This window comes from Kineobactrum sediminis (assembly GCF_002868715.1).
Classification (GTDB): domain Bacteria; phylum Pseudomonadota; class Gammaproteobacteria; order Pseudomonadales; family Halieaceae; genus Kineobactrum; species Kineobactrum sediminis.
In genome coordinates this window covers 299656-312139 of the sequence record NZ_PKLZ01000002.1, presented here as the reverse complement: position 1 = coordinate 312139, position 12484 = coordinate 299656, and the positions used below count along the sequence as shown (strand labels likewise).

General features: G+C 58.3%; 11 protein-coding genes and 1 tRNA gene. 6 read left to right on the top strand and 6 right to left on the bottom strand.

Translation table 11 applies throughout. The features are described from left to right. Window positions 1–144 precede the first annotated feature (144 nt). A complete protein-coding gene (locus CWI75_RS04985; protein ID WP_101520382.1) occupies window positions 145–645 on the top strand; it encodes a nuclear transport factor 2 family protein in 501 nt (166 codons plus the stop codon). 192 nt (window positions 646–837) lie between these two features. Then, a complete protein-coding gene (locus CWI75_RS04980) occupies window positions 838–2043 on the top strand; it encodes a GGDEF domain-containing protein (protein WP_162299991.1) in 1206 nt (401 codons plus the stop codon). Between the two features lie 26 nt (window positions 2044–2069). On the opposite strand, the gene CWI75_RS04975 is transcribed toward CWI75_RS04980, so the two are convergent. The 3 genes from CWI75_RS04975 to CWI75_RS04965 form a co-directional block, all read right to left on the bottom strand. Continuing rightward, complete coding sequence (locus CWI75_RS04975; protein ID WP_101520380.1) at window positions 2070–3347, bottom strand: patatin-like phospholipase family protein; 1278 nt, start codon at window positions 3345–3347, stop codon at window positions 2070–2072. A 166-nt stretch (window positions 3348–3513) separates the two neighbouring features. Continuing rightward, on the bottom strand, window positions 3514–4806 hold the full coding sequence (locus CWI75_RS04970) for a putative bifunctional diguanylate cyclase/phosphodiesterase (protein WP_101520379.1): 1293 nt from the start codon (window positions 4804–4806) through the stop codon (window positions 3514–3516). Between the two features lie 12 nt (window positions 4807–4818). Beyond that, window positions 4819–6036: an HD-GYP domain-containing protein gene (locus tag CWI75_RS04965; protein ID WP_101520466.1), complete on the bottom strand. Its 1218-nt coding sequence runs from the start codon at window positions 6034–6036 to the stop codon at window positions 4819–4821. 181 nt (window positions 6037–6217) lie between these two features. Between CWI75_RS04965 and CWI75_RS04960 the strand changes: the two genes are divergently transcribed. Together CWI75_RS04960 and CWI75_RS04955 are read left to right on the top strand one after the other, a co-directional pair. Beyond that, window positions 6218–6430, top strand: a complete 213-nt coding sequence (locus tag CWI75_RS04960) for a hypothetical protein (protein WP_146003550.1) — start codon at window positions 6218–6220, stop codon at window positions 6428–6430. A gap of 13 nt (window positions 6431–6443) precedes the next feature. Next, window positions 6444–7334: a glycosyltransferase family 2 protein gene (locus tag CWI75_RS04955; RefSeq protein WP_101520377.1), complete on the top strand. Its 891-nt coding sequence runs from the start codon at window positions 6444–6446 to the stop codon at window positions 7332–7334. 93 nt (window positions 7335–7427) lie between these two features. On the opposite strand, the gene CWI75_RS04950 is transcribed toward CWI75_RS04955, so the two are convergent. Together CWI75_RS04950 and CWI75_RS04945 are read right to left on the bottom strand one after the other, a co-directional pair. Then, window positions 7428–7504, bottom strand: a tRNA-Val gene (locus CWI75_RS04950). A gap of 72 nt (window positions 7505–7576) precedes the next feature. Then, window positions 7577–9208 (bottom strand): caspase family protein, encoded by a 1632-nt coding sequence (locus CWI75_RS04945; protein WP_101520376.1) that lies wholly within the window; start codon window positions 9206–9208, stop codon window positions 7577–7579. Between the two features lie 200 nt (window positions 9209–9408). On the opposite strand from CWI75_RS04945, the gene CWI75_RS04940 reads away from it, so the two are divergent. Next, window positions 9409–10086, top strand: a complete 678-nt coding sequence (locus tag CWI75_RS04940) for an alpha/beta fold hydrolase (protein ID WP_146003549.1) — start codon at window positions 9409–9411, stop codon at window positions 10084–10086. Window positions 10087–10097: 11 nt separating this feature from the next. Here CWI75_RS04940 and CWI75_RS04935 read toward each other — a convergent pair whose 3' ends face one another. Further along, on the bottom strand, window positions 10098–11705 hold the full coding sequence (locus tag CWI75_RS04935) for a serine/threonine-protein kinase (protein WP_101520374.1): 1608 nt from the start codon (window positions 11703–11705) through the stop codon (window positions 10098–10100). A gap of 256 nt (window positions 11706–11961) precedes the next feature. On the opposite strand from CWI75_RS04935, the gene CWI75_RS04930 reads away from it, so the two are divergent. Next, the gene (locus CWI75_RS04930; protein WP_101520373.1) at window positions 11962–12417 is read left to right on the top strand and encodes a nuclear transport factor 2 family protein; all 456 of its coding nucleotides are present in this window, start codon (window positions 11962–11964) and stop codon (window positions 12415–12417) included. The last annotated feature ends 67 nt before the right edge of the window (window positions 12418–12484 follow it).

Genomic DNA, 12484 nt, shown 5'->3' with positions numbered 1-12484 from the left:
GCAGGATCACCCGTATAACGCTCCGCTCCATTACAAACTGATAAACCGGCCCCACCGGATCAACAGCAGGGGCGTTTTCGCGACTGCCCGTCGGGTAAAAAGACGCTAACATCGCTCTCTTTGGATACTCTACAGGCGATAACCATGAAAACACAGCCAGCTCCCGAACCGCTACAGATACTTCAGGACATTGAAGCCATTCGCCAACTGAAGTTTCGCTATCTGAATGCCTGTGATGAAAAGCAACCCGAGGTGGTAGCGGCCTGTTTCGTATCCGGGCCGATAGCACTTGATTTTGGCCATATCGGGCACTTTACGACGCGAGAGGACTTTGTCGATACTTTTGTCGCGTTAGGCTGTCACGATCATATCGTGGATATGCATCATGCCCAGAACCCGATTGTCGACATTAACGGGGCAGACACCGCCAGCGCGAAAATCGGCCTTGTTTTTTACAGCATCAACACGCAGGATAAAACCCGCGTGCAGCTCGGTGGCCACTATGTCGACGAATACCGGCGCATTGACGGCCAGTGGCTTATCAGCGCCAGCCGTTTTATCGTGCACTATGTGCTGATAAAGGACTTTTCGGGGGATGCAGAGCGGGTAACCTACGCTGGCAACCGCATGCCGGAACCAGCCTGAGAAGATAACAGCGTTGCAGCAGGCAACGGGCTGACCTCGGAGCCCTTCCTGGCTGCCCGATGAATAAACGAGCGCTTTTTGTAATTCCATCTGGTTGGTTGGCGGTCCCGAGGCAATTTCAATGACCCAGCGAAAAATCAAATGAGGTCAGGTTTCCCCAAATTCAGGGCAACGGACGATAGTAGTACCCTGATGTTGCCATCAGAAATTCTGGACACCCTGAGCGAACCTATAGTCCGCTATCAAGCGGATACGGGCAAGTTGCGCTACTGTAATCAGGCATGGGCAAATATCCATACCGGTCTGCCGGCGACCTTCATCGGCCGCCTGCTGGACGAATTCCTGCGGGCGCAGGATCTCGCTGCGCTGAAATTGCTTACCGGTAAACTGGCACCGGGTAAGGCGGTTGCCATTAAGGGCGGCCTGGAGTTTATCAACCGACCCAGGGACGATTTTTATGCCTGGAGCGCGCAATCGATTACTGCTGGAGACAACGCCGACATTATCCTCGTTGGCCGCGACATTAGCGACCAGATCAGCATGCGCGATGAATTTAGCGCACAAATAGCCAGTTTCCGCGAACTGGCAGACCGTTCGGCTGATGTTGTGTTCCGCTTGCAAATGCTGCCCGAACCGCATTTTGATTACATGAGCCCATCGGTAGAAACACTGACTGGCTACCCTGCTGAGGAGTTACGGGATCTTTCCCGCTTTCTGGACATTCTGCACAGGGAGGACAGGGAACATTTACAGGCGGTGCTGGCCGGAGGGCAGACCATCGGTGAATGTTACGACCTCCGCTTTATTCGCCGGGATGGCATCAGCATTACCGGTGAAATCAAGGTGACCCTGCTAAGCAATGGCTTACTCGGCGTGGGGCGCGATGTTACCGAGACACGCAAGCTCCAGGGCAAGCTCGCCGCACTGGCCCTGCGTGACCCTCTTACCGGGCTGGCCAATCGCCGCCTGCTCGATGAAGTGTTCGCCATTGCCCTGCAGCGAGCGGACCGATCCGGACAAGCACTGGCGGTAGCGCTGCTGGATATGGACGGTTTCAAGGAAATCAATGACACCTATGGCCACGAAGCCGGTGACGCCCTCCTGGTTGAAACCGCAAAGCGCTTATCCACAACCGTGCGTGAAGCCGATGTCGTGGCGCGAATCGGTGGCGATGAGTTTGTGATCCTGCATGAAGCCGGCGCCGATACCGTCGGCACAGGGTTACGCGACAGGCTTGTACAGGCGCTATCTTTGCCCGTTGATATTGGCGGCGGTGTAATGGTGCGCTGCCCCGCGAGCATCGGTGTAGTGGATACGCATTGCTTTGGCCTTGATGCGGCCAAACTTCTGGCCGCTGCCGACGCCGCTATGTACGAGGTCAAGCGAAAACGCGACTGAGGAGCGCTGCAGGCTGCTGCGTTTCATCATACTCGCAGCGGGTCACGCCGGCGCTCCACCAAAGGCTGCTCGGCCGCATCCGCAGTCAATACCGGCTTTCTGGGGTCATTCCAGCCAAAGAATGCACAAATCCTTGCTCGCTTTCGCTCGGCATCGGCGCGACCAAGTGCCATAAGCTCACGGGTAAAATCCGCTTCAAACAACAGGTAGCTGGCCAGCGCTGCGCCCTGATAATCCGACTTGTCTGAGGTAACCCCAACGGCACGGAGCAGCGCTCGTACCGGTCTCGGCATATCGCCTATATGTTGTGCCGCGATTTCATCGATACGTTTTGATGGCGATATTTGCAACAATTCAATATGTTTGAGCGTACTCGTTTCGCGCGCCGCGGGGGGCACCAGGCCCACGGTGTGGTTGATACGCCTGACCCGCTCGACATCTACCGCCAGGGAATCCAGAAAAATGTTGGACAGGGTATGTCCTGCTATCTGCGCCACTGTCGGATAGGTACTGGCGCCGGCACTACCATGACCCTCACGGGGTTCATGCATTCGTCCAGCACCAATCGCCAGAATACGTTCGGCACCCAGATGAATCGGCGCCGCTATCGGTGCGGATTGGCGCATGGAGCCGTCGCCAAAGTAGTGCACACCCTCATCCACCGGCAGTGGCCATGCCGGGAATAAAAAAGGGATGGCTGACGAGGCCATCAGGTGCGCATGGGTAATATCGGCGCGGATGCCAAAGCGTTGTGAGCGAGACCACGGCGCTATAGTGGCAGCGCCTTCGAAAAACGTGGCGTGCTCGCCGGAACTGTAACTTGAAGCAGTGACACCCAGCGCCTGTAGATGGCCGCGAGCCACCAGGTCAGGGAGCCGTTCCAGGGGCACCAGCGACTTCAACAGCGCCAGTAAAGGCGCATTATCAAGCAGGGAGCGAGGGTTGGCCCTGCGGCGCCTGCAAGTCAGCAGCCAGCCCAGTGACAACAGGGTTAGCCAGCTGGCGCCGGTACGAATAATACCCAGTGAATCCGACCGGTAAACGAGCCCGCTGTGAAAGTTCCTCCAGACATCGGCCACATTGTGCACCGCGGCCTCAAAATTATCCGCACCACAGGCCAGGGCGGCGGCATTGATTGCACCGGCAGACGTGCCGGTGATCACCGGGAACGGATTGCGCGGATGACGGACCGAGCACTCCCGGCGAATGTCCACCAGGGCTTCCAGCACACCCACCTGGTAGGCGGCGCGGGCGCCACCTCCCGTCAGCAGGAGCCCATTTATCGGAGCTTTTTGATCGACCAAGACAAACTCGTATTATTATCAGAACACAGAGAACCGCGAGTATAAGCCATACTAACTTCGGGGTCAGGTCTCGCATTGTAGCATCGAGGTGTGCAACAGGCGCAGAACCGTAATACACGGACGGATGCTACAATGCGAGACCTGACCCCGGCACGCCGGCACGTCTTCAGCCGGCCTCCACCACGGGTCTCCCGTTGCACTGTCGCAGCCAGGCCAGAAATTCACTCTCTGGCAGGGCGCGGGAATACAGATAGCCTTGCACAACGTCACAACCAAGCTCCCGCAGACACTGCAACGTCGGGAAGTCTTCCACGCCCTCGGCAACCACCGAAAAACCAAACAGGTGGGCTATGTCGATAATGATGCCGACCAGCGCACGATCCTGGCTGTCATCAAGAATACGGCGGACGAAGGACTGGTCAATCTTGATTTCGGTTGCGGGGATGTGCTTGAAGTAGGAGAGTGAGGAATAACCGGTCCCGAAATCATCAATGGACAGACCAAGACCCAATTCACGCAGATGCAACAGATTGACAAAGCCCGCATCTTTATCTTCGATCACAGCTCCCTCGGTGACTTCAAGCGTCAACATGGATGGCTCCACGCCCCAAATTCTCAACGCGCCCTGCAGCATATTGGCCAGATCCGGACTGTTGATCAGTCCGGCCGGAATATTCACCGCCAGAGATATAGCCGTTGAATCGCGCCACTCGCGCATGGTTCGCAGGGCTCGATTGACCACCCAGCGAGTAAGCTCATACATCTGACCAGAGGCCTCCGCCAACTCCACAATGCGCTCGGGGGGCACCGCACCGAAATCCGGCAAATGCCAGCGGATCAGAACCTCGGCGCTGCAAACATCACCGGTTCGCAGGTCAACCTTGGGCTGAAAGTACACATCAAAAGCATTGTTGTAGAGCGCCTCGGAAAAGTGCTGCTCCAGGACAGCGTCCCCCTGGGTTACATCATGCTCGGCAAGCAGGGCGTCAATTTCCAGGGCATGCCCCTGCTTGACTCGCGCCAGGCTGGCCTCGGCGCTCGCCAGCATCGCTAGCGGTGAATGCTTGCTCTCAAGATTGACCGCCAGGCCGATTCGCAGTTGTACCGGGGTGATCGCATCATCAATAAACAGCATCTCGTCCAACAGGCGCTGGACCCGATTGAATGCCAGGGCGATGAACGCCGGCGTATTCAGCTCGGCAAGGATAAAGGCGAAGGTATGTCCGCCGATGCGAAACACTGTATTTGGCAACTTGCTGATGGCCAACAACTGCCGGCCTGCTTCCGCCAGCAACTGGTCGCCGATTTCGTAGCCGTGCCGATGATTGATCGGTCGCAGGTTGCTGAGATCGATCAGCATCAAACCCTGGTGATCACCCGCTGCACGAGCCCTGGAGGCCTGCTCTTGCAGCGCCGCCAGGAACCCGTCACGGTCCAGGACCAGATTGGAATTTGTCACGCTACACGATACTCAGAGGCGAATACTGGTCATGTCGATCCCGTAGGCGTCGGGTTCCAGCGACTGGACTATGTCCAGAGGCTTACCCGTGGCGTCCTCGGTTTCGTCCAACAGGTCTACCAAACGCACGTTACTTACCGGCTCTTTGTTCGCATCCAGCAACACCATGACCCTGGGACGGAGCCGCCGGGTTCTGTATTCTGCTACCACGACGGCTATTTCACCGGATGACAATTCTATCAGAGTGCCAGCCGGATAGATCCCTACGGCCTGGATGAACTCTTCAACCAGCTCGGCCTGGAAGTCCACGTCCTTGGCGTCGTAAAGCATCTTGATCGCCGTGGACGGTGAGATTGCCCGCGCGTAGGAACGGTGGCTGGTGATAGCGTCGTAACAGTCCACGATAGCCGCTATGCGGGCAAAGATCGGAATCGCGTCGCCACTCAGGCCCCGGGGATAGCCAGAACCGTTGTGACGCTCATGATGGTGAGTAACCATGGCAATCACATCAGTATTCATGAGGCCGGTCTCTCCGATCATTTCCTCGCCATACACGACGTGGTTGCGTACTTCGCGGAACTCGTCCGGGGTTAAATTCCGCTCCGTATTCAGAAGATCGGGATCCACACGCAGTTTTCCCACATCAAACAACAGCCCACCTATAGCCAGGGAGCGAAGGTCCGAGCGCGGCAAACCCAGCTGGCGTCCCAGGGCAACCGCCCAAATAGAGGCGCCCAGAGAGTGCTGGTAGGTATATTTATCCTGTTGCTTCAAACGCGCCAGCCAAATACAGGCGTCCGGGTTGCGGGAAATACTGTCGATCATGGGTTCGACGGAGCGTTTCACTCGCACCACATCAAGCGCAGCACCGCTTGCCGCATCCTGGAACACTTCTTCGACACCGGATGACAGCTGCTTGACCGCAGCTTCAGCCCGGGGAAACTCCTCGGTCCAATTACTGCTGTCGGTGTAACTCTTCAACTTGCGAAGAGGAAACAGGGCCTCTTTCGCCACCCGTGGCCGTCGGGGGCGAAGCTTGCGCTGCTCCCTGGAGCTTTTCTGACTATCTACAAAGACAAACCGGCAATATTCCTTCAGGGTGCGCAGGTCTTCTGCCGTGTCAATACGAAACCCCTGCAACAGGAACGGGGTCTCCAGCCAGGGTCTGTCCAGTCCGGAGACATACATGCCCAGCTCCAGATCAGACGTGTCAATTTTCAATATGTCCATCAGGTATCCAATACGCCAGCAGGGCGCCAAACCACCATCAAACAAGAAGTCAGACGCATGATAGCCCGTTGTGGTGTTCAGGGCGAATCCTGCCAGTCCAACTCTGTGGCCTCCAGCAACAAACGAATGCGCGAGGATGGCTCTCGCGCAAATAGCCATTCGGCTAAAGCCCTGGGGCATCATGAACTTTATGCTTCGCGAAGAGTTGAAAACGCCATATCAGGATGGCACCATCCATGTGATGTTTGAACCTCTCGTGCCGGTGTTTTTCGGTAATCAACTGGGCTGGAAGGCGACTGATATTTTCAGAATAAGCAGTTTATGTTTCTTATACCCGGAAGCCGACCGGCTGCGCTGCTCTGCCGCCTCGCGCCGACGGCTGCGCGTCGCGTGAAAGTGCTACCGACATGAAACTGGTCATGACGTTGCTGGTGCGTGACGAAGTCGACATCGTGCGCGAGAATCTGGAGTTCCACCTCGCCCGCGGCGTGGACCATGTCATCGCCATCGACAACGGCTCGACGGACGGGACGACCGAAATCCTTGAGGAGTACGCCCGCGCCGGTGCGCTCACCCTACTGCACGAGCCGTCGAGGGACTACCTGCAGGCCCATTGGGTGAACCGGATGGCTTTCATGGCGCGGGACGCCATGGGCGCGGACTGGATCATCAACAACGATGCCGACGAGTTCTGGCGTCCGCCTTCGCCGCCTGGAAGGCCGGGCGACCTGAAGGCGGTTCTGGCCGGGCGCAGGGGTTCCGCGCTCAGCTGCCTACGCCACAATATGATGGCCCCATATCGCGAGCTGGATAGCAAGCTCTGGCATGAGGCGCTGGTCTGGCGAGCGGCGCGCAAGCTTAAGCTACCCCGTCTGAGGGATCCTCTGAAAGATCCGCTACGCCATCCCTATTTCCTTTACGACCTCCCCCCGAAGGTAATCGTGAGAGCGCGGGACCTCGTGGAGGTCGACAAGGGCTGCCATGCTGCAGCCTTCGATCCTCCCGCCGAGCCGGAACCCTGCGATGTGGAAATCTATCACTTTCCCATCCGGTCCCGAACCAAGTTCGAAGCCTCGGTACGGCACATCGCCGCGGCCGTCGCCCGCGATGGCTCGCTCCCGCCCGAGACTTCCTGGAAATACAGGCGATGGGGTGCAATGATTGCCAAAGACGGTCATGCGCACCGCGCCTTTGCCGAGACCCTGCCTTCCGCAACGAGAACACTGGCCTACCGGTTGTGCGGCTATCTCGAACGCGACGATACCCTGCAAGACGAACTGGAAGCGCTGCGCACGTGACTCTCGGCTAAAGCGGTCTCTCGCCGATCGCGTCATCCATGGATTGCAGGCCGTCTTGCGGATCAGGTGTATCGAGGCGGGGACATAGGGAGATGGTAGGACCAGGCGGATTCGAACCGCCGACCTCATCCATGTCAAGGATGCGCTCTAACCAACTGAGCTATGGTCCTGTTGAGAGGGGCGGGATTATAAAGCCGCGCGGCCGTTTCCTCAACTGTTTACTGCTCCGGCCCTAAAAGCAATCAGCGCGCTACAAAATAGAATTCCCCGATCTCATCGCCGGCGCGCTTGATCGCCTTGAATTCCGGGTCCAGCCCGGGCAGGCTCTCGTCCAGCTCATCCAGCATACCCAGGAACAGGGCAGGCGCGGTCACGACTGACTCGTTGTTCTGCAATGCCCTGATGAAAGCCTGGGCAAATACGGAAGTACTGCCGTCGGATTTACTGACCAGCGGGTAATCCTGGCCGGAACTCAACAATAATCGCGATTTGTTGGGGAAACGCATGCCAATGTAGGCCTCACTGAGCAGGTTTTCCCGGCCACTGAGCATCAGGAAGGCCGGGTTGTCTGCCAGCAAACCGGCAAAGGTTGAATCGGTAACCACCATGATACGGCGGGCGGGCAACCGCGCCAGGTGACTGCTGACCTGTTCCGTTGGCACCCAGAAGGTGTCATCGGGGGGAAGCCCGGCATTCACCGGCAGCCAGTAACCCGCATCATATTCACCCACCGAACGGCGGTTGCCATGGCCCGCGTAGTAGATCAGCAGGTTATCGTCTTTCTCCAGCACATCGTTAAGCTGGTTGAGCGCCCGCAGCACGCCAACATCACTGGTATTTTTGAGAACCTGCACGGCAAAACCATACTTGTTGCTCAGCAGATTACTGATTTTGTCGACATCGCTGGCCGGTGTTACCAGGTCATCCAGGTGCTGATAATCACCGTTACCAATTACCAACGCATAATAACGACCGTAATTGCGGCCATTTTTTGACCGTTCGGCACCGGGTTCTGCGCTGGATGCACCAACGCTGATCAGGCCGTTGTTTTCGAGCGGCGCAGGCGCCTCGGTCACGGGGGCCCGGGCGACACGCTCGACAACCGGTTCGGGCGATGGCTCGGATGCCGACTGCGCCGGCTCAGCTTTCGCCGCTGCAGCAGCCAGGGCACGGGCTTTCTCGCGTTCCCGGGCGCGCTCGGCGCGGTCCTGCTCAAGCTGTTGCGCCAGGGTCATATTCTCCTGACGCAACGCGGCGTTCTCTTCCGAGCTGGCAAGCAGTTCCTGTTCGGCGTCGGACTGGTACACCAGCTGGTCCTCGGATACTCCCCAGGCCTGCCGATACCAGTTCAATGCCGTGGCCTTATCCTGGCTTACCCCCTTGCCTGTCTCGTACAGCGTACCCAGGTTGAACTGGGCACCCTTGTGCCCTTGTTCGGCCGCCTTGCGGAACCAGAGTACGGCGACTTCATAATTCGGCTCAGTGCCCAGGCCGCGCTCAAAGATTTCCCCTACCGAATTTTGTGCATCGGCATCTCCCGCTTCCGCGGCGGGCAGCCAGACTCTCAATGCCGTCTTGTAATCGGCGCGGTCAAAGGCAACATATTCACCTCCTCTTATGCGGCAATCCTGCGCAGTTGTGCGGGTAGGTCGTCGCGGTGTGAGGTAGGTTGAATTGCCCAGCTGCCTTACCTGTCCCGGGAGCAGGCAATCGACGATCGACAGGTCGGCCACTGTGGCGTCAGCAGGTATCTCAATGGGCCCGCCGGAGCCCGCGCAGGCCGACAGCAACAATGCGGCCAGCGCGATGCCCAGGGGTTTTCCGGTACTGTTGCGGTAACGGGGGCTTCTGAGGGAGGATAATGTGCTGTTCATGGCAACGAAACCTGTTTTTTATGGCCTTTAAGGTACCGAACATAATTCATCTGTGGGGCCGCGACAATGTTTGCTGGCGGGTTTTGCTACTTGCGTCACTATTGGCTGGTTGTGCCGCACCACCAACACCGCCGCCGGATGCGGCCAACCTGGCCTCGCAATACCAACTGAGCCTGCGCCATATAAGTGGCGGAGCCTTCATGCTGCCTGTGTTCAGCCCCCCGGTCGCCGCTTCGGGAACGACGCTACATATCTACCTGGCGGGGGACGGGCATCCCTGGCGCGGTCGCAAGATATCCGCCAACCCCACGGGGAAGACAGCAATCGCCCTGGAACTGCTGCGGCAGGACCCCACACCGGCCCTGCTTTTGGGGCGCCCCTGCTATTACCTCACCACCCTGCCCGCAAACTGCCGGCCCGAGCTATGGACCTCGGCGCGCTATTCCACCGCTGTAGTGACCTCCATGCAGATTGCCCTGCAGCAGTTGCTGGCGGAGCAGCAGCCGCAATCACTGGTACTGATAGGCTACAGCGGTGGTGGCGTGCTCGCCCTGCTGCTGGCCCGGGAGCAAACCCTGCCAACGACGGTGATCACCATAGCCAGCAACCTGGACACCAGTGCCTGGACTGACCATTACGGCCATCTTCCACTTACCGGCTCATTAAATCCTGCGGAAGTGATCCCCGGGAATGCGGGTTTTGACCAGATTCATCTAAGCGGCGACCTGGACCAGATAGTGCCCCGCCCCACGATTGCCCGTTATCGCGAACGGCATCCGGCGGCTCATTACCTGCACTATGAGGCGTTTGACCACCGCTGTTGCTGGGCGCAACAATGGACCGGCATCCTGGCCACAATCAGTGACCTCACCCGGTAAGTTCGCCCGGCTCAATTATCCGCCAATTTCCCCCGCAGCAGGTCACGGGTGGCCGCAAGCTGGCTGCTGTTGGCCAGGTATTCGTTTTCCTCCGCGTACGCGTCCATGATTTTCAACAGGTAACCCTGCTCGCGGGGAGAGGTCGCAGTCGGCGCCATCCGCGCCAGGTTTTCAACCAGCATTTCAAGACCCTTTTCCGCCTCAGGATTACGCGGATGCAGGGCATAAGCCGCCATGAAGTAGCGGGAGGCACCGTCCCAGTCCTGGATCCCGGCCGACTGCAGGCCGCGGTCGATATTTTCCCTGAACTGGCTCTGGACTTGTACCGGCAGTTCGGTAAAAGCCACCGCGGGGCCCTCGGGCTTGCTCGCTTCCCAGGCGAAGAACCCGGAGGATATTGCCAGCACCAACACCGCCGCTGTCAGCAGCCGGTTGCGCAGGCTGGCACCGGTGAATTCCTTCAGAAACTGCTCGGCGGTGGCGGTTCGGTTGCTGCGTTCCAGCTGCAGCGCACCGGCAATGGCCTTCCACTGATGCCGTTTGATGTTTTTGGTAAGGGGCTTTGGCTTCAAACCCTGCTGGAATGCATCCTCTGCCGTGCGCCCACCGTAGGGATGGGCACCGTCGAACAGTTGATAGGCAATCAGGCCCAGAGCGTATACATCGTCTGAGGGATGCGGCTCCTTTTCCCGACGCAACATTTCCAGTGAGGCATAACGCAGCGTCATGGCCCCAAGCTCGCCGGCATCAAAGCTGTCCTTTTGCGTGGCCGAATCCACGATCCGGGCGATACCGAAATCGAGAATCTTGATCCGCCCCTCAGCAGTCACAAACACGTTATCCGGCTTGAAATCCGAGTGCACCACACCGTGCTGATGTGCGTAGGCCAGGCCTGCCGCCATCTGTACAATGAGGTCCGCGGTGAGCGGCATTTTACCCTCGGCAAACTTGAGAGACTTCAAAGCCGAAAGAGGCGCACCCTCCAGCAACTCCATGGTCATGAAGACGCGATCACCATCGCGATCAAAGTCGTACACGGTAAGGACGTTGGGATGTGCCAGCTGCTGCGACTTCTTCGCCTCGCGCTGCAAACTGATCAGTGCCTTGGGATGGCGACTGAATTCCTCCCCCAGGAATTTGATGGCCACCCAGGGATTATCATCCTCCGCTTCTTCCTTGCGCAGGTCGCGGGCCCGGTACACCTGCCCCATCCCCCCCTTGCCAAGACGGGACTCCAGGACAAAGCGGTCCTTGATGACGTTTCTCGAGTGCGGAACGTAACTGCGCCCGGTGAGCGGGGAAATATCCGGCTGGGTCTTGACCTGGGTGGAGTCATCCGCAAGCGCCTGGGTGGTAAGTCGCGCTGCGGTATACGCTCCCGGCTGCGGCTGGGAGACCGGGATATCCTCATCGCTGTCCGCTGAAAATTCCGGCTCCTGTGGCGTTACCACGGTCTCGTCTTCATTGCCCTCGGGCACACGCGGGGCCCGCGGGGCTACAATCGTTTTATCCTCGTTGCCTTGCGGAATCGCCGGAATGTGCTCCGGGTCGTCTTGAGCCACTACCGTCATCTCAGGGTCATCGCCCGGTAGGCCGGGTTTGTCTTCAGAATTTGCCATGATCCATTGACTCCAGTTTTATTCGCCCCGGGAAAGATACCCGTGCCTGGCTGCGCTGCAGGCCGATGCGCCTATCGTAACCTTTGAACCCACCAAGCACGATACCGCCAATCCCTATTTTGTCAGTAAACCATCACCGCTGGCAGCACAGCTCACTACTGGTACACTTGGGCCTGCGCCTGACGCGCGACACCGGCTGGACAAGGTACCGGCCGCATAAACCGACCCGCAGTCTATTCGCTCATGGAGAATACGCATGTTTGAAAATGAACACCCTGCCCGCCGTGCAGCACTGCTGTCCAGGGAATATGTACACAACAAAGATCGGCAAGGCTGGCTGGATCTCTATGCCGAAGACGCCATTATCCAGGACCCGATCGGGGTCTCCCATATTGATCCGGACGGCCATGGTCACCGTGGGCCGGCGGCGCGGGAAGCCTTCTGGGATAATTTTATTGCCCCCGTGGATATTCGCATTGAAATACTGGAGTCCTTCGCCGCAGCAAATGAAGTGGCCAATCACGTCAACCTCACCATCACTATTGACGGCGGCGACGGCAACCGGCTGCAACAGAAGGTGCACGGCATTTTCACCTACCACGTCAACGACGAAGGCAAGCTGCTGTCGTTGCGTGGTTACTGGGAAACCGAGGACCCGCGCAATGCGCTGATGGCACTTGATGAGGCGGGTAATCTGCAGCCGCTGGAATGACGGTGTAGTGACGGCGCCGACCGGGACAGAAGGTACCAGCTGAAGGGTTCCTTATCTCGATTGGGGT